Origin of the sequence: Phyllobacterium sp. 1468 (assembly GCF_031455525.1) — a bacterium.
GTDB lineage: Bacteria > Pseudomonadota > Alphaproteobacteria > Rhizobiales > Rhizobiaceae > Phyllobacterium.
Window position 1 is genome coordinate 515,653 of the sequence record NZ_JAVDSX010000004.1, and the last position, 16,936, is coordinate 532,588.

General features: G+C 54.7%; 20 protein-coding genes, 3 tRNA genes and 1 pseudogene. 11 read left to right on the forward strand and 13 right to left on the reverse strand.

Annotation, left to right across the window (positions count from 1 at the left end):
- Positions 1-2: 2 nt before the first annotated feature.
- On the reverse strand, positions 3-575 hold the full coding sequence (locus J2X72_RS14565) for a hypothetical protein (RefSeq protein WP_210002481.1): 573 nt from the start codon (positions 573-575) through the stop codon (positions 3-5).
- 107 nt (positions 576-682) lie between these two features.
- Here J2X72_RS14565 and sufA point away from each other — a divergent pair, with 107 nt between their 5' ends.
- Together sufA and J2X72_RS14575 are read left to right on the forward strand one after the other, a co-directional pair.
- A complete protein-coding gene (gene sufA, locus J2X72_RS14570) occupies positions 683-1,057 on the forward strand; it encodes a Fe-S cluster assembly scaffold SufA (RefSeq protein WP_310072976.1) in 375 nt (124 codons plus the stop codon).
- A gap of 10 nt (positions 1,058-1,067) precedes the next feature.
- Positions 1,068-1,388: a TfoX/Sxy family protein gene (locus J2X72_RS14575; protein ID WP_210002485.1), complete on the forward strand. Its 321-nt coding sequence runs from the start codon at positions 1,068-1,070 to the stop codon at positions 1,386-1,388.
- 334 nt (positions 1,389-1,722) lie between these two features.
- Here J2X72_RS14575 and J2X72_RS14580 read toward each other — a convergent pair.
- From J2X72_RS14580 to J2X72_RS14595, 4 genes and pseudogenes are all read right to left on the reverse strand, one after another.
- A pseudogene (locus J2X72_RS14580) lies at positions 1,723-2,913 on the reverse strand (DEAD/DEAH box helicase); the annotation flags it as partial.
- 205 nt (positions 2,914-3,118) lie between these two features.
- Positions 3,119-3,892 (reverse strand): NAD kinase, encoded by a 774-nt coding sequence (locus J2X72_RS14585; RefSeq protein ID WP_210002490.1) that lies wholly within the window; start codon positions 3,890-3,892, stop codon positions 3,119-3,121.
- Positions 3,893-4,082: 190 nt separating this feature from the next.
- Entirely contained in the window at positions 4,083-4,313 is a 231-nt protein-coding gene (locus tag J2X72_RS14590; RefSeq protein WP_210002492.1) for a hypothetical protein, read from the reverse strand.
- 527 nt (positions 4,314-4,840) lie between these two features.
- The gene (locus tag J2X72_RS14595; RefSeq protein ID WP_210002494.1) at positions 4,841-5,236 is read right to left on the reverse strand and encodes a hypothetical protein; all 396 of its coding nucleotides are present in this window, start codon (positions 5,234-5,236) and stop codon (positions 4,841-4,843) included.
- A gap of 377 nt (positions 5,237-5,613) precedes the next feature.
- Between J2X72_RS14595 and J2X72_RS14600 the strand changes: the two genes are divergently transcribed.
- Positions 5,614-6,987, forward strand: coding sequence for a tyrosine-type recombinase/integrase (locus J2X72_RS14600; RefSeq protein ID WP_310072982.1), 1,374 nt, complete (start codon positions 5,614-5,616; stop codon positions 6,985-6,987).
- An 826-nt stretch (positions 6,988-7,813) separates the two neighbouring features.
- On the opposite strand, the gene J2X72_RS14605 is transcribed toward J2X72_RS14600, so the two are convergent.
- Both J2X72_RS14605 and J2X72_RS14610 read right to left on the reverse strand, forming a co-directional pair.
- A complete protein-coding gene (locus J2X72_RS14605; RefSeq protein WP_310072985.1) occupies positions 7,814-7,993 on the reverse strand; it encodes a Flp family type IVb pilin in 180 nt (59 codons plus the stop codon).
- Between the two features lie 277 nt (positions 7,994-8,270).
- On the reverse strand, positions 8,271-8,585 hold the full coding sequence (locus J2X72_RS14610) for a DUF3892 domain-containing protein (RefSeq protein WP_310072987.1): 315 nt from the start codon (positions 8,583-8,585) through the stop codon (positions 8,271-8,273).
- A gap of 431 nt (positions 8,586-9,016) precedes the next feature.
- Here J2X72_RS14610 and J2X72_RS14615 point away from each other — a divergent pair, with 431 nt between their 5' ends.
- On the forward strand, positions 9,017-9,319 hold the full coding sequence (locus tag J2X72_RS14615; protein WP_310072989.1) for a hypothetical protein: 303 nt from the start codon (positions 9,017-9,019) through the stop codon (positions 9,317-9,319).
- Between the two features lie 189 nt (positions 9,320-9,508).
- Here the strand turns inward: J2X72_RS14615 and J2X72_RS14620 are convergent, their stop codons facing one another.
- From J2X72_RS14620 to J2X72_RS14635, 4 genes are all read right to left on the reverse strand, one after another.
- Entirely contained in the window at positions 9,509-10,927 is a 1,419-nt protein-coding gene (locus J2X72_RS14620; RefSeq protein WP_310072992.1) for an AAA family ATPase, read from the reverse strand.
- 321 nt (positions 10,928-11,248) lie between these two features.
- Entirely contained in the window at positions 11,249-11,575 is a 327-nt protein-coding gene (locus J2X72_RS14625) for a hypothetical protein (protein ID WP_310072994.1), read from the reverse strand.
- Between the two features lie 203 nt (positions 11,576-11,778).
- A complete protein-coding gene (locus J2X72_RS14630; RefSeq protein ID WP_310072996.1) occupies positions 11,779-12,108 on the reverse strand; it encodes a hypothetical protein in 330 nt (109 codons plus the stop codon).
- Complete coding sequence (locus J2X72_RS14635) at positions 12,098-12,361, reverse strand: hypothetical protein (RefSeq protein WP_310072998.1); 264 nt, start codon at positions 12,359-12,361, stop codon at positions 12,098-12,100. The genes J2X72_RS14630 and J2X72_RS14635 overlap by 11 nt, the downstream gene beginning before the upstream one ends.
- Before the next feature lie 197 nt (positions 12,362-12,558).
- Here J2X72_RS14635 and J2X72_RS14640 point away from each other — a divergent pair, with 197 nt between their 5' ends.
- From J2X72_RS14640 to J2X72_RS14655, 4 genes are all read left to right on the forward strand, one after another.
- Positions 12,559-13,386 carry a hypothetical protein gene (locus J2X72_RS14640; protein WP_310073000.1) on the forward strand — a complete coding sequence of 276 codons (828 nt, stop codon included), beginning with the start codon at positions 12,559-12,561 and terminating at the stop codon, positions 13,384-13,386.
- Positions 13,387-13,526: 140 nt separating this feature from the next.
- Entirely contained in the window at positions 13,527-14,339 is an 813-nt protein-coding gene (locus J2X72_RS14645; protein WP_310073002.1) for a helix-turn-helix transcriptional regulator, read from the forward strand.
- A gap of 219 nt (positions 14,340-14,558) precedes the next feature.
- Positions 14,559-14,741, forward strand: coding sequence for a hypothetical protein (locus J2X72_RS14650; protein WP_310073004.1), 183 nt, complete (start codon positions 14,559-14,561; stop codon positions 14,739-14,741).
- A gap of 3 nt (positions 14,742-14,744) precedes the next feature.
- Entirely contained in the window at positions 14,745-15,068 is a 324-nt protein-coding gene (locus J2X72_RS14655; RefSeq protein ID WP_310073006.1) for a hypothetical protein, read from the forward strand.
- Positions 15,069-15,202: 134 nt separating this feature from the next.
- On the opposite strand, the gene J2X72_RS14660 is transcribed toward J2X72_RS14655, so the two are convergent.
- Positions 15,203-15,278 (reverse strand) — tRNA-Thr (locus J2X72_RS14660).
- Between the two features lie 89 nt (positions 15,279-15,367).
- The gene (gene rlmB / locus J2X72_RS14665) at positions 15,368-16,231 is read right to left on the reverse strand and encodes a 23S rRNA (guanosine(2251)-2'-O)-methyltransferase RlmB (protein ID WP_310073008.1); all 864 of its coding nucleotides are present in this window, start codon (positions 16,229-16,231) and stop codon (positions 15,368-15,370) included.
- 239 nt (positions 16,232-16,470) lie between these two features.
- Here rlmB and J2X72_RS14670 point away from each other — a divergent pair.
- The 3 genes from J2X72_RS14670 to J2X72_RS14680 form a co-directional block, all read left to right on the forward strand.
- Positions 16,471-16,555 (forward strand) — tRNA-Tyr (locus tag J2X72_RS14670).
- A 122-nt stretch (positions 16,556-16,677) separates the two neighbouring features.
- Positions 16,678-16,751: transfer RNA gene (locus tag J2X72_RS14675), tRNA-Gly, on the forward strand.
- A gap of 90 nt (positions 16,752-16,841) precedes the next feature.
- Positions 16,842-16,936, forward strand: a 95-nt coding sequence (locus J2X72_RS14680) for a GTP-binding protein (RefSeq protein WP_018010120.1), incomplete at its 3' end; no start/stop codon positions are given.

Genomic DNA, 16,936 nt, shown 5'->3' on the forward strand with positions numbered 1-16,936 from the left:
TCCTAAGGAGCTTCGCAGCCTTCCGGCACACTCTGTTCGAATGGCTGATCCGATTTCTGCAGTGTTCCATCCAATATCGAGAGCGGCACGTAGGGAACGGCCTGGATCGCCGGGTTGGCCAATCTTAGACGATAACAGCCGTTGAACACCGTGACGCTACCATCCTTGCCCTCGGATTTGATCGCTATTGGCTGGCTCCAATAGGCCGAACCGGCCGCGCCTTCGCCAACTGCCTTGCCAAACAGCACGCTGACCGATGCGGTGGTTTCATACCCCGCCTGGAATTGCGGGAATGGTTGCGGGGGACTGTCCGAGGCGTAATAGCTGAAGGCGCGAGCATATTCTTGCCGGTTGATGGCATTATAGTACGACTTGATCAGCGCCTCAGGGTTGCTCCGATCATCAAGATATTCCGGGGGCGTCTGCGTTGCGGTTGCAGCTTGTTCTTTCGGTACCGGGGTCTGCGCAGGCGCAGGCGTGGTCGCCTCAGGCTGTTTCGCTTCCTGCGCAAGCCCTGGTACAATATGCAGCGATAACACTGCTGCGCTGCAAAGAACGAGATGGCGATATTTCATGCATTCAGCCCTCTTGAACAGTTTGAACACTTGCAGTGACGGTTATGTAACACTAACTATGATATTCGGATGATCGTTCCAGCGATCTCGAACAAGAGAGATGAGAAATGGGTCGTTTTTCTGTCATGACGTTGACCGACGCCGCCGCACAGCGCGTGAGCGAAATTGTGGCGACGCGCGAAAATGCGCTCGGCATACGCGTTGGCATCAAGAAGGGCGGCTGCGCAGGCATGGAATACATGATCGATCTCGTGACCGAAGCAAAAGTCGGTGACGATGTGGTCGAAAAAGACGGCTCGAAGGTTTTCGTTGCGCCGGAAGCTGTGCTCTACCTCCTGGGCACGCAGATGGATTTTGAAGTGACCAAGCTGCGCACAGGCTTTGTCTTCAACAATCCCAATCAGACTTCCGCCTGTGGTTGCGGAGAGTCTGTCGAATTGACGCCGGCCAAGCCGGAAACGCTGGCATCAGCCGATTCCTGACCTTTTCGTCATGGATAATGACGCAATTCAAGATTTGTTTTCGGGACTCGGGCCGGTCACGATCAAACGCATGTTTGGCGGCAAAGGCATTTATTTCGAGGGCGCGATCATCGCGCTCGAAGTCAGTGACGAAATTCTCTTGAAAGCAGATAAGGTCTCAGCGCCGGAATTTGAGGCAGCCAATTGCCGTCAATGGACCTATGAGCGCGCGGGCAGGAAGCCCGTAGGCATGCCCTACTGGTCTGTCCCGGCAGAGGCTTTCGACGACCCCGACATCATGACGGAATGGGCGAGGCGGGCGTACGAAGCGTCGCTGCGCGCGGGCAAGTAACTCTGAAAACTTTTCAGACCTTGGTGTCGATCAGCATGAAAGCTGGGATTTCATCACCGAAGCCAATCGGTGCCGAACCCATATCATCGCGGTCGCGACGGTGGTCACGGCGCGGCTCGGCGTGCGGAACCCGGGCACGGCGCTGCTCGTTTTCCGCTTTGATCGCGGCCTTGTGCGGCTTCTCGGCGGTACGAATCATCGGCTGATCATCGACTATCGGCTGCGCATCAAGATCTTTGGCCTTTTCTGCCGCTGCGATTATGTCGATTTCGGACTGCGGGCGTTCGCGTTCACGGCCCTCATTGCGTGGCCTGCGCTTTGGCGCGCTCTTGTCGCGGCTGTTGCGGCCACGGCGCGGTGCCTCGTCCTGTTCGGTCGAAACGGGCAGGGTGGACAGATCACCATTATACCAGCTGATGTCCTCGCCGATCAGCTTTTCAATCGACGCAAGATATTTGACATCGGCCGGCGTTACCAGTGTGAAGGCTTTGCCGGAACGGCCGGCGCGGCCCGTACGGCCGATGCGGTGAACATAATCTTCGGAATGGATCGGAACGTCGAAATTGAACACGTGGCTGACATCGGGAATATCCAGCCCGCGCGCTGCAACATCCGACGCAACGAGGATTTTCAGCTTGTTGTCCTTGAAGTTCGCCAGCATTGTCGTGCGCGCACGCTGATCCATATCGCCATGCAGGGCACCGGCATCGAATTCGTGCTTCACCAGCGAACGGAACAGCTCTGACACATCCTTCTTGCGATTGCAGAATATGATGGCGTTCTTCAGTCCGTCGGCTTCGGCGCGGATGAGATCGCGCAGCACCGCGCGCTTCTCCCAATCCTTCTTACCTGACTTGACCAGCTGCTGCTCTACCGTTTTCGCCGTCGTCGCTGCCTTTGCAACTTCGATGCGGACAGGAGAGTGCAGGAATTGTTCCGTCAGCTTGGTAATTTCCGGCGGCATGGTTGCGGAGAAGAACAGCGTCTGGCGCGTGAAGGGGATCAACTTGCAGATGCGTTCGATATCGGGAATGAAGCCCATGTCCAGCATGCGGTCGGCTTCGTCGATGACGAGAATATCGACGGCGCTTAAAAGCAGCTTGCCGCGTTCGAAATGATCCAGCAGCCGTCCGGGGGTTGCGATCAACACATCGGCGCCGCGTTCAAGCTTGCGCAGCTGGTCGTCGAAAGAAACGCCGCCGATCAGCAACGCAACGTTAAGGCGATGGTTCTTGCCATACTTGACGAAGTTTTCTTCAACTTGCGCTGCGAGTTCACGCGTCGGTTCAAGGATGAGTGTTCGGGGCATACGTGCCCGCGCGCGGCCCTGTTCAAGAAGTGTCAGCATGGGCAGAACGAAAGAGGCAGTCTTGCCGGTTCCGGTCTGGGCGATGCCAAGAACGTCCTTGCGCTGCAGCGCATGCGGGATCGCGCCAAGCTGGATCGGTGTTGGTATTGTATATCCTGCTGCTTCTACAGCATCGAGCACTTTCGGCGAAAGGCCCAGGTCAGCAAAGGTGGTCAATGGAGATTTAACTTTCTATCTGCAGTCGGTGCTGCGCATGCCTGTTATCGGCTAGGGCGTCATCTGCATCAAAGCATCAGGCACTCTCGATTTGCACAGCGTTTGCTGACAATGGCGTTACGGCGCATGTCAGCAAAAGTCAACTCTTCGATCAGCTCAGATTTAAGAGTTCGTTACAATTGTGCGTCATTTTATTCTGATGTTGTCAATAAAGGAACTGTTCCTTGAGAATTCGTTCGTTCCAGGAATGGTTCTTGTCAAACAGAATGGTCGCCCTGAGTTGAGATGCTTCTTCAACTGTGACCGATAAAACGGACTTTACTTCCATATGATCGGCGACGGCATTTACCGGCCGTTTCTCTGGCTCGAGGATATCGAACCGCACTGTCACTTTGTTCGGCAGCAGGGCACCGCGCCAGCGCCGGGGGCGAAAAGCCGAAACGGGGGTGAGGGCAAGGAGCCGTGCATCGAGCGGCAGGATCGGTCCCTGTGCGGAAAGGTTATACGCTGTCGAGCCGGCAGGCGTTGCGACCATGACGCCATCGCAGATCAGTTCTTCCAGCCGCACCTTGTCATCGACGCTGATCCTGATCTTGGCGGCCTGGTATGACTGACGCAGCAGGGAAACTTCATTCAAGGCGAACGCCGTGAACATCCCATCGTCGGCGGACTCCGTCACCATCTTCAATGGCCTGATCGTCTCCGACTGCGCGGCTTCCACACGTTCCTTCAGCGCAGTGTCGCTGAACTCGTTCATCAGGAAGCCGACCGATCCACGGTTCATGCCATAGATCATCTTGCCCTGGTTCATGTAGTTTTGCAGCGTCTGCAGCATAAAGCCGTCGCCGCCGAGCGCGACGATGACATCAGCATCCTTGGCTTCGGTCTGCCCGTAAATCCTTGTAAGGTCGTGTAGCGCCTCATCGGAATCCGGTGTGCCGGAGGAAAGAAAAGCAAATGTTTCGATTTTCCGGTTCATGGCTGCCTGCATATCCAAACGACTGGCACCGTGCCTAACATGCCGGAAGCGATCTGGCAAAAAGACCACAAAACATTTTGGAAAATGGCAGCGCTACGGGAAGACATCGAACGAATGCTGTCGCAAGACAATCAGGCGACAGGTGGTCGCCGCCAATGAGTGAACCGCCGATCTGCTGCCAGCGCGGCGTCTAAGCCGCGGCAGCCCGATAAAACCGCTGATAAAGCTCTCGCTCGAGCGTCGTCAAATCACTGCTCACCAGTGTCCGGCCCTCGCTGTGCAGCAAGTACACCGCGCCGCTCTTTTCGATGCAACAAAGTCCATCGGCGTAGACGAAGCCTTCGCCTTCACACAAACCTTCCGCATGGAGATCGTCACTGTAATCACGCGAACCTTGAAACTCCTCGAAGCTCATGGTCATCTCTTCAATCCTTCCAGCCGCAGTTGCCGCGTCATTTCAGGATTTGACCTGATTCGGGCCTTTAAAATCAACCCATAGTGGGTACAGGAGGCGGATAACCACTAATTTTTGCGATCGTGGGGCTTTGTTTGCGCGCGCGCAGTACCGCTTTCATCGAAACGACTTCGGGTAACCGTCGGGCAAGTTGTAGCATTAGGATTGGTGCAACTTGAGATAGGGAGTTCCTTTGTCACACAGACGTTCTCAGTGCAGCGTTGTATTATTCCCTCGGTCGGTCGGGAGGACTGCCAAGTCCTGCCGGTGATCGGCCGGTACTGGGAGGAGATAGAGATCTACGAACGCACAGCATCCCCCCGCCATGCGTTTGTCTCTCTCCTCCCTTTTTTCCTATGAAGGCCATGCTAGCACCCTGATTCAACGGTCAGGCTCGCCGGGAGGAGAGGAGACCCAAACATTACGTCTTTTTCCTCCCCATTTTTGAAGACGCCCCATATGGCGGATCTCTCGGATTTTCCCTCAGCGCTCGCCTAGTGGTTTCTGCTCACATTCAGAAAGATAGTCGCGATGTTCGCTAGATGGCCGTCGCCGCCTTCCCGGTACGCCTGACCGCCTGCTGCAGCTATAGCATCGAACAAACGGTTTCCTTCTTGCGCGGCTTTGGAGATTTCGTCGAAGAACTGTTCGCTACTCTTTCCGTCGGGATATTTGTTGTTCACGTAAGCTACCAGCAGCCGTCTCCGCCGCTCGATGTCATCGGTCATCGCCCCGTAAAAACCCCAAACAAACCACGTTTCTCCAGTTTGCATATCGGCGTCGCTGATTTGATTGCGCTGCCAATCGGGAAGCTTGGCACGTTGCGCATCGGCTGTTCTGCTTGCCAATTCATAGGCTTCAGTGTCAGTTTTGTTGCTTCCGGATGTCATGGCAACCTCCAATAAGCCAATCGGCTGGTCCAATACATCATAGCAACATGCACAGGTTGACGACAACCTTGCCGCTTGAAGGCATCGATGATTGGTCATGGAGGTCGCGCGACAAACGAGAGGCGGATAATGCCGCCACCGTTCACTACCAATTAAGAGAAAATGGTGCCCCCGGAGAGACTCGAACTCCCGACCCTCTGATTACAAATCTGGTAGACAGGCGTATCAGACCGTAACCTATCAGAGCGTCACCGTTCCAAAAACCCTTGTATTTGCTTGTGTTTGCTCCATATGACGACTAGTATCGTCACTAAAGGTAACAGGCCGTATCGCCGTTTCTTGTTACCTGAGTGTTATCTGGAGGGGAGTAACAAGCCATGCCAACCATTACCGACACCGGATTCAAAACCGGCGCTTACAAGCCCAAACTGGGCCCGGACGGTCAGAAGAAGCTCACTTATTATCCCGACGCTGGCAAGCCCGGACTCGTTTTGGCAGTCCAGCCCTCCGGAAAAATGTCGTGGGTGATCTTCTATCGCCGGTTGAGTGATCGGAAGCAGCGCAAGTACACGCTGGACGGATTCCCCTCGATAAAGGTGGCGCATAAGCTGGCGCAAGACGTTCTCAACGATGTATCGAACGGCAATGATCCGGCTGGGGACAAGCAGGAGAAGCGGCAAGCGGCCAAGCTCGGTGTACCGGACAGCGACAAATTCAGCGCGTTGGTCGAGACCTATTTGAACAGCTACAAGAAGGGCAGCGCGATCAAGCGCAAGACGCCTAAGCTTCCCAAGCCCCGCACAATTATTGAGACGGCTCGCAATCTCGGTATGCGACCGGATGGCGACGGCTGGGAGATCATCAAGCGCGACACCTCGAAAGATGAACCGCTGCGCCCTGCCGAGGCGTGGGGAGAGAAGCGCATGCAGGATATCCGCGAACGCGACGTGATTGTCCTGCATGATAGTCTTGAACAGTTGGCCGGTCCCTACACCGCCAATCGAACCTATGCCGCCTTGTCTCCGCTGTTCGCGTGGGCCATCCGCCGGAAGATGATCAAGGCGGATGAATCTCCTATGGGCGCGTGGGACTTTCACCCTGAGACCAAAGGCGAGCGCGTTCTGTCGAACGATGAGATTCGCTGGTTCTGGCTCGCGACTGGCGAGATGGGCGGAGAGTTCGGACCGATGTTCCGCCTATTGCTCCTGACGGGTCAACGGCGAGAGGAAGTCGCCAGCGCTGAGTGGAGCGAGTTCAATTTGCCGGAACGCCTTTGGACCATACCAGCCAGCAAGACCAAGAACGGGCGCGAACAGGAGGTGCCGTTGTCCGATGGCGCGCTCGCCGTCATCGAAGGCCTGAAGCTACGCGGTGAGAATCCCCGTTACCTGTTCACCACGACCGGCGAAACCCACGTCACCGGTTTTTCGCGTGCCAAGATCACTCTCGACAAGAAGATGGCGGCAATCGCGGAGAAGGAGCGCGGCGAACCAGTGACCATTCCAGATTGGCGGTTGCACGATCTGCGCCGCACCGTCAGCACGAAAATGAATGACGAGGACAGCTTGGGAATCCTGCCGCACGTAGTCGAGGCCGTTTTGAATCATGCCATTAAGGCCAAGCAGGGTGTGGCCGGAACTTACAATCAAGCGAAATGGCGCAAGCCCAAAGCCGACGCCCTGCAAGCGTGGGGTCAGTTCATTGCGGTGCTGGTCGCTGACAATGTCGTCCGGCTGGAGAGGGTCGTTTAAACGCGCCCATATGGTGAGACAGCCGGAAACGCGAGGGCGGGGCATTTTCGTCGCTATGTGACTGATATATCAGTTGGATCGATCCTGCTTAAATGATGCTGAGATGCGTGCTTTCCTCGCCATCGTGGCACCCCAAAAATATTCATGGATAAACTCTCGTCACTTAAGCTCCCCATACAGCGCGGCGGCTCGTCTCGTGACGTATCAGAGCAAGCCATATCGTCACCTGACAGGCGGCTGCAAGAGAGAGCACCAGATAATGAATCAGGAACAGCGCATTGATTTCATTATGTTTTCTTCCGGTTTGTCTAAGTCAGGTAACGCCGGAGTAACAGAAGCTGGGCGGCATCGTCGTTGCCAGTATGCTCCGGGCAGGGGTAGGCGTTCCCCCCAAGGGCTCGTCGCTCCCGCAGCGGTAAAGCTCCATGTGCCATGGACTGATTACGCAAGTAAAAAGAAAAAACCCGTTTTCCATAAGTCATTGAAAAATAAAATAAAATAACGATTTTCCAAAAAGTTGCCAGCGCAAGCCCTCCGGACGTGCCATTTTACACGCGGAAAGACCAAAGTTGCCAGACCAATAAAATGTAGCTTAACCCACGGAAACCATTACGCAATCCGGTTTGCTGGCACGCTGGCACGCACTCCGGCCTATCTTTTGATCCTCTCCTCCCGTTAAAAAAAGACCGCCCGAAGGCGGTCAAGATTAGGTCAAGCAGCAATCAACAAACTTGTCCTCAGGTTAAATCAAGATGCCAAATATCATCGGAGGAGATAAGATTTGGTATCCAGTGGGGCGATCTTTCAACCGCCCCCACCAAATAACTTACTTAACTACTACACCGTTCATCTTGGTGCCGAGCTGATTGAATACGCTGTTGAGGCCTTCGCCGAGAGTACCTGCACCGGCGATGATGCCGACTGAGATGAGGGCGGCAATCAGGCCATATTCAATGGCAGTTGCGCCGCTTTCGTCTTTAAGGAAACGTGTGAAGAGCTTGGTCATTTTTTCGCCTATCCTGTTGTTTGTTTCGCCGGTTTCGTTGAACCGTCGTGAACATAGATCGGCAGGAATTGACCGCTTCTTAACCGGAATGGTTACTGAAAAGTGACTGATTTTGTTGATTAATTTGTCCCTACTGAGGACGATTAAATGAAATTAAAACTTGAGTAGACTTCGCGTAGACTTCCGACCGGCCAGCGGATAACAGAGAGCGAATCCTCCCAAGCCGAAACTTGGGAGGGCATTAATGCTTGGGGAGGCTAAAAACCACTAAGCGCCGTTAGCAGCGCGGTAGGGCGAGCAGGTTGTTCGGTTCAATGCCGTCCGGCTCAGTCTTAAGGTACTTCCGCCCGTTTAGTCGTTTCGCTACGACCACCCAAACGGAATTACCCTTTTGGTCAACCGTCCACAGGCCGTAACTCCTGCTTTCGATCCCTGCTATAAGGTTATCGATAGTATCGTACCAATCGACACCGCCTAATCCTTGGAGGCGTCGGTCGGCATCTTGGTTGTCGGGTCTGTGACGTGTTACTTGAAGGTTTGCCATGCTTATTGATCTCACTTTTTGTCCACAGGCAAACTTGACGCGAGTCATCGGACTCAATTACGCTACGCTGGTGATCACACATCAAGTCCACCTGTGGAGGGTTGACTACGAAAACAGGGCGGCTGTCTGATACACGGTCGCCCTGATTCGCATTGTCTAATGAGTCGCAGCCAAAGCAAATGCTTTGTTCCCACTTTGTCCACATCTTCCCCGTAAATCACACACATATTGGCGCGGGCCGGGGAGTATCTTATTCTCTGAGCCGTTTACCGCAACCCACACACCAGCGATGGCGCAGCGCCACACATCTCGACATCTCATTAGGGGTTCTCCTTTAACGAGAGAGCAAAGTATGTGGAAGGCACGTGCCACGCGAGGGGCAAGCGGCTGAGGAAGTAAGTAACCTCGTGAATCATGTCTCATCGTCTCCGCGCCGGAAGTCCTGTATGTTGGGCGTGGCGGAGACCGGAGGGAGAGAGATGAAAACAAATTCACGAGTGGCGGCCTTTCTGAAAGATGAGGGTTTGGATTCGCTGATCTGTGTTCATGATATTGAGAAAGACAATCCAGCAGTGCAGATTGATGTCTACACGTGGAACCCGGCCAATGGTCAGAAGGCACTAGAGAATCTAAGAGGCGCGATTGATGATCTGCTAGAGGCTTGGGGTACATATAAGTACCTGCGACAACCTCTAGCGACTGAGGACGATAAGAAAGAGCATCCAATTCACTATCATTGGCCACGGCATATACCGCCGGAGCTTTTAGATGATTCCGAGTAATGTCTGGGCGGCAAGGTGACCAAATAAAAGCAAGCTGACCCTATCCCTATTTTTTTGGCCATCTTCGGATTTTATTATATATATATTGGACACCTTCAGAGAGTTTGGACATCTTCGAAGGCATCCAAGGTTGCCAAGGTGTCCAAGCTAAAAGGGTGTGGTCATCTTGCCAATTCGTGGTCACCTTGCCTAACCTTTTCCTAGCATCCTCTCCGCCTGCTTACGCCATGTGTCGGCCATGTCTTTACTGATAACCACTGGCTCACTGGGAATCACTGCCGCGCGTGGGCGCGGCTTTCGAATCAGGGAATCCTCTTTCGTCATGGCGGCAAAGGGCATGGCCGATAACGACAGGCCGCCGCCCGGCAGCGACCAAGACCACCGTCCCGACAATCCATCCTTGATTGACTGAATAGACAACTCGTCCTTGGCACGTCTGACAGTTCGCATCGAAATACCCGCTGACTTGGCCTCGGACTCGATTTCTGTAACGGTCACGGGCCCCAACATAAGTAGAGCGCTAAGAAAATCCTTTGCACTGCCAAGAGCGCCGGACTTTGCTTTGCCGTCTTCTGCATCGCGCATTGCCTCCTCGGCTCCGATGTCGAGCGGATCGGCTTCCCAAACGGCATAAGACGATGGGATATCTAGTCCACTCTCTTGCACAATCTTTCCGGCGATCCGAAAGCCCAGGCCATTGGGTTTTGCGCCAATGTTAAACTTGTCCGCCATAAACCGCCGCAAGCCGTCCTTATCGTCACGGTCTTCATGATCGACTACAAAAGCACCTCGCGCCGCTTGGCCGTATGCTCCGCTGCCTGCAATTTTCGATACAGAAGTAATCGCGCCTTGGCCTTTGATGTCGTGGGCAATGGAAAGAATCGTGACGCCGGTACGGTCGGCCATCTCCTTTGCCGGATCAAGCGCCCTACGAACCTCGATTTGATCGTTCATGTTGATGCCCGGAAGATACGAGTTCAGCGGATCAAGTACGACAAGCACCACATCGCCCAGCACTTCAATTTGCTGTTCAAGTCTGGCGAGGTCCTTTTTCAAATCGAAGCCGCGTTCACCGCCATCGGGAAGCGGTGTGCCTTTGACGAAATACACTTTGCTGCGGTCGGCTCCAGCGGCCTCCAGACGAGGTGCCAGCACATAGTTCTCGGCGTCCTCGGCGTTCAGCCAAAGGACCGAACCCTTCGGAGCTTGTTCGCCGGTCGGCCATTTGCCGCCGCTCGTCACTATTCCGACGATGGAAGCGACCACCGTGCCTTTGCCTGCGTCCGGCTGACCATGGATAATAAAATGCATCCCACGTGCAAGATACGCTGGCCATAGCCAGTCTATAAGTTCCAACGTGATATCGGAGGCGCGGGTGAGGATGAGCGGACTAGAGGACGAAAGAGCGGTGGAACTTTTCAGGTCTTTGTCCTTGAAGCCGGGCAATGGTTTGAATAGACCGTTTGCATCGACCAGCAATCCGAACTTGGCCCGAGTGGCGGGCCAGTTGTCGGAATTGATGCAGGACGATTGCTTTCCCAAGTTATTCATGCCGCCTCCTTCCGCGCACGTGATTCTTCCCAAGCGACTAGATCGCTCAAGCGCCAATAGAGGTGGCCGGAAAGAGGAACGGGAGGTGGAAACGCTTCGTCTGGGTCTTTGCGCCAGCGATAGAGCGTTTGACGGCTTATGTTGCCGTAGCGTTGTCGGACTTGTCGCCCTGACAGGTAGCGTTCATCATCGCGGCTTGTGACCGCGACGGCAGAGTTCATCTAATGGCGATGCGACTTGTCGGCAAAGCCGTGCGCACCATTGGTTCCTTGTACATAGGATATCTCCGTAGTTTGTTGCCGTAACATTGCGGCTCGATCTGATGCGCAGATGGGAATCGTGTGAATCCTTGTCAAGGGCAGGGCGATTCACGCCCCTCTACGCAGGCGGCAACGTGCCATTCCGGCGCATCGTCTCCACGATCATCCGCCTATGGCGATAAGTGGCCACATCCCACCCAACGGCTTGGGCCTGCGCTTCTGTGACCCGCTTCGAGGACGAGCTTCTGTAGTAGACCCCCGGATTTTTCCACTCCATTCGTATACCTCCGATTTCGCCGTATTCGGGGTGTGGCTCCACGATATGAGCGCTTGGATTATCGGGCATGGCTTCTGTGCCCGGTGTGGCGTGAACTTGCGGCACGTCCGCAACGTCGTACCTCGTGCCCTCTATGCCAATGGGCGTGACGACATATTTGGTTGTCATGGAATGATCCTCCATTTGCCCTGCCAAAATATCCGCCTTGGCGTCACGTCTTGGATCGTACCGCTTGATGGCCTGCTTCGAGCCAACCAGCGATTTGTTCTGTTTCTGCTGGGCTTGTAGGCTCGTCGTACAGAGGGTCTGGCTTGTCCTGAACGACTTCATACCCGCGATTACGTGCTTCGCGCTGTGGGCCTGTCTGTGGCTTAGCTATTGGCATTGGAACGCCCTCCGATCCTGTGTCCGCGATCAAGACGGCCCTGCAAGGCAGTTTGGTTGTAGGCAATGGCGGCATGGAGGTCGAGGGGCTGTGCCACGAAGATGGGCTGGAGGGAGAGGATGGCCAGTTGTTTTTGCTGTTCGCGCCACTTCTTGGCGAGGCCTTCGACGCGTTCGACTAGCTCCGGGTGGTCGAGATCACGAACCTCTGAAATGAGCTTTTCGAAGGTCTGTTCGTTCATCTGGTCCCATTCGTCGGTGGACGTGGTGTTCGTGTCGATGACGGCGTTGTCGGTGGTTTGGTTCTCAGTAGACATAGTGGTTTCCTTCTTTGCCTGCGTACGGCCTGAGTGTGGCGCGACGGGCTTGATGTGAGATGTGCTTGGCGATGAATGCGTTGGCGGATGCTTTTTGAATGTAGAGATACTTGCCTTTGCGGACGGTCACTTGCGGACCTTTGCCCCGCTTCTGATAGCGTTCATGGAAATGCTGGCGACTGAAGCCACAGAGTGAGAGAAATTCACTCAGGCCGTAGTATTCGTCAGCGTTGAAATCCTCAGGTATGGGCATTGTGTGGAACTCCTGTATTGCCATGGCAGAACATAGCACGAACAACCATCACGTGTCAAGTATGCGTCAAGTAACCACTGTCAGTGAAATGGCACATGTCAAGTCCAAATTTGGGAGTTTGGTTGATACATGCTAATGTTAAGTATGAAGTGATGTGAGGCTGTACTTTGTTCACATCCCTTAACATTAGAGGTTACATGATGGCTAAGCTTCCCGACATACACCAACTTTCCGGCGATCCTTTTGATCGCAACGAAGGTTTTATCGACCGTCCGGACCCAAGACGCATCGATGAGGAAATAGAAAAGCGGCATGCCCTCATAAATTCCCTGCCTGCCGGAAGTATCTCAGGCGGTCAGCTTAAGTATGATCCAGAGGATCGCAGTACACATTGGATGAGCCCGGACCCGGAGGAAAGACGTTTTGCCAAGGAATTCTTTGGAGTGATGGGTCCAAATGACGAAGACAATCCGAACAGAGGGTCGTTGATGAACGAAGGCCTCTCAAAGGCTGAGAAAAAGGTCCTTTATGAAGCCGCTGATCGCGAAGTTGCTGCGATGGACGCGAAACACTTCCGTGATGTTGATCGCGATGAAGCGGGGTTTCAGGATCAAGCTGCAACGCTATTCCCTCAGTACGCGCTTGACTGGCCTGAACTTGCCGCTGATACAGCCAATGCCAAAGCGGCCTTTGCTAGACTGGTAAGTTCTAGCGGTCTTACTAAGCGGGACCTAATTACACTTGCAGAAAGTGGCTACGAGGTCAGGCAGAAAATACTAGAGGCCGTCGCGCAAGAGCAGATGACCCCGTATTCACGAAGCGGCTGGGAGAACGCTTCAGACGCCCCGCGCTATGACCAAGACGAAAACCGAACCGCTGGTATCGGCAGTGGTTATGCCGGTGGCCGGTCCAGTCAGCCCCTTGACGAGGATGAGTGGTTCGAGAACCGAGCCGCTGAGCGGACGAGCAACAGCGTATTCGCAGGCGTGGACGCGTGGAAAAAGAAGAGCGGATTCACCCGCTAATATTAACCCCTAGCGACGTGAACAAGAGGCTCTCCTTGCTGCTTCTCCACCTTGTTCATGGCGCTTCAGGCGAGGGCCAAGGCTCCGAATATCTAACACCGGCTCCGAAGCTCTCGCCACCAATCACAAGGATATAAGTTATGTCAGTATCAAATGCAGTTTACGTCTATCGCCGTGGCGGTTCCGGCCAGCACGCCTTGGACGAGCAAGCCAAGGCTTGCAAGATGATCGCAACGCTCAAAGGTCTCACGATCACGGACTGGAAGGATGAGACCGTCGGTACGCTCATGATCGAACACCTCCAGAATAGCATGAGCGATGGCTCTACTTTGATTTTTGCCGACCCCAGCACACTGCATCCGAGGCCGTCCGAAGGCATCAAAATCGCATCGGCACTACTGGCCAAGAACGTCAATCTGGTATGTGCCAGTGGTCCGGGTGGCCAGTACGATATCTATGGCTTGCGGGCTAATCTTCAGCCTATTCAGTCGCTGGAAAAACAGGTTTTTGATCTTCAGGCCGAGTTGCTTGCCCAGCGGGCCGAGTTCGACGCGGACTTCGAAACCTTCTCCAAGGCGCTGGAGGCGCAGATGGTCAAAATCCTCAATGATCGCGGGATTGGGATCACGCAACTGCTTCGCCCGGCGAATCTCGAAGCAACGGGCCTTGTCGCAAATCCGTTTGAGGGTAAAAAGCTTCGCGCCCTGAGACAAAGTCTAGGTTTCACGCAATCCGAGGTTGCGGCCTTGCTCGATCCGCCAGTTGATAAATCGGTCGTGTCCAAAGCCGAAGCCGCCGGTAGCGGCGAAAGTCGCTATGAGGATGTCTTGATGGCCCTTCAGGTCGAAGAAATCAGACGTTCTCAAGCCGTCAAAAAGGCGCTCCGGAGCGGTGACGCTGGCAAGTCCAATCTCGTGGAAGGCATTGGCGAAATGTTCCGGGTGGCGACATGAGCACGAACCCACCGCGCCACGGTTATGTCAGAACCAAGCCCGACGCAGAAACCGCATCCGCCCTGCGCTGGCTCGAATTATACGGCACGGGATCGCTTAGCCAGCGCCAACGCAACTTGGTTAGAGCGTGGCAAGCCGAGCACACATTGAACCATCACTTCACGCGTGAGGATTGCCCAGACGGCGATTTCGTAGAGGCACGCAAACAGGGAGGCCCCCATGGCTAAGAAACACAAATTCCAACGTCAAATTGATCGCTGGCTCGAAAATGCCGATGGCGACCGCGACGTGCTGGTCGATGAGATCACGGCCTATCTGGAGGATGGCGACACAGCCGATTACGCAGAGATTGCGGACTTCGTTGCCGACGAGCTTCTCGGCCAGCAAGACGACGAGGATTGAGCCATGCCCGTTCAGCCGACAATTTTCGACAGTCAGGATCAAGCGGTAATTCAGTGGGTCAATGAGACAGGGGTGGGCGTAGGCATTGCCTGTAACAAGTGGGCGGACAAAACCCTCCAGAATACTGGCACGGGCACGCTCTTGGTGCAGGGCAGTCCGAACAATACGAACTGGGTGACGCTGAAGGATAGCGCTGGCAACTCCCTGTCTGCCCTTGCCGCTGGCTCTGCCGTGATCCTGCGTGGCAATCCGCTCTATATAAGAGTGACCGTTTCAGGTGGCACGCAGACTATTACGATTGCAGCGAACAGGACGCGCCGACGCTAGGAATCTAGATTCACGCCTTTGTGATTCCCGCATTTGTCAGGTCAAAAAGTTACCTGAGACGTTACCTGTAACGGTTCGCGAGAAAAAGGCATTTCGATGCCGAAATGATAAATATTTGATTTGCTTGTTGAAAATGGTGCCCCCGGAGAGACTCGAACTCCCGACCCTCTGATTACAAATCAGATGCTCTACCAACTGAGCTACAAGGGCAGCGGCGTCCGCTTAGCACAAACCTTCTATCTGTAAAATGAAAAATGTCGTTCGCCGGAAATAAATACCTGGTCCGCTGGCTACGGTCTCTAATCTTTGCTCTTCAAGAAGCGCTGGGCTGCATAAAGCGAAATGGCCGCTGCGTTCGATACATTCAGCGATTTGATTGCGCCGGGCATCTCAAGCCGCGCAAGGTGCGTGACGGTTTCACGGGTTTTCTGCCGCAGGCCTTTGCCCTCCGCGCCAAGCACCAGGGCGATCCGGCCCTTGGACATCGTATTTTCCAGCTCCAACGGCCCTTCCGAATCAAGGCCGATGGTGGTGAACCCGATTTCATGCAGCTCGGCGATGGCGTCCGCCAGATTTCGTACCTCGACATGGGGGATAAGTTCGAGGGCGCCAGACGCGGCTTTCGCCAAAACGCCGGATTCTTGAGGGCTGTGGCGAGCCGTCGTGATGATGGCACCGGCACCGAAGGCGACGGCCGAGCGCATGATAGCGCCGACATTGTGCGGATCGGTCACCTGATCGAGAATAAGTAGCAGGGAGCTCTCCTGCAGCGCTTTCAGCGATTGCGCCTTCAACGGTTGAGCTTCGATCATCACGCCCTGATGCACGGCCTCTGAGCCGGTCTCCTTGTCGATGGCGCGAGGCTCGACGATGGCAACGTCGAAGGGCAGGGCATCGGTGTTGGTGATTTCCAGCCTGTCCAGGGCGTTTTTGGTAACAAGCATCCGCTTGATCTTGCGAGCCGGATTGTCCAGTGCTGCGCGCACCGTATGCAAGCCGTAAAGTCGTATCAGACCTTCCGGCGCTGGCGTGCCACTGACAGGTGGCCGTGAGGCGCGCTCGGCCTGCTGCGGTGGTCCCCCGGCCTTTTGATCGCGGAACTGGCGACGCAGCGTCGCGTAGTGTGAATCTTTTTGTGTATGAGTGGGTTTTTGATCGGCCATGGCGCGACATATAACCTTTCATGGTCCCGGGCGATATATGTTTGTGGTGTAAATCGCGCGTGCTGGTTGCTCCGCCGTCATATTTCTTTAGCCTATTTCCACAAGCCGTTCATTTTCTGCAGGGAAGTGTTGACACCATGGAGGCTAGTCGGCATAAGGCCCTCCGCAAGCAGCCGCCCGGTTATATCCGGAAAGCTGTGTGCAGAGTGCCAAATGGCGCGGTTCCATCGGCAGTGACCGGAGGAGTGCCCGAGTGGTTAAAGGGGACGGACTGTAAATCCGTTAGCTTGGCTTACGTTGGTTCGAATCCAACCTCCTCCACCACTGCCGGAACCGACCGCCTGGCGCATAGTTCAAAGCCCGATTCGGTTTTGGCACAGTTATGCGCTATCTATGTGTTGCTGTATTCTGCGGCGTCCAAAAAGATGCACGGATCAGCGGGATATGCGGGTATAGCTCAGTGGTAGAGCAGCAGCCTTCCAAGCTGAATATGCGGGTTCGATTCCCGCTACCCGCTCCAGATTTTGCTGACGGACGGCGCGCTGTCTCGTCTGAGCTACAAACATGGTGCCGGCCCTAGACCGGTTGTGATGACGAGAGAACGACAGTTATGGCTAAGAGCAAGTTTGAACGTAACAAGCCGCACGTCAACATTGGCACGATTGGTCACGTTGACCATGGCAAGACGTCGTTGACGGCAGCGAT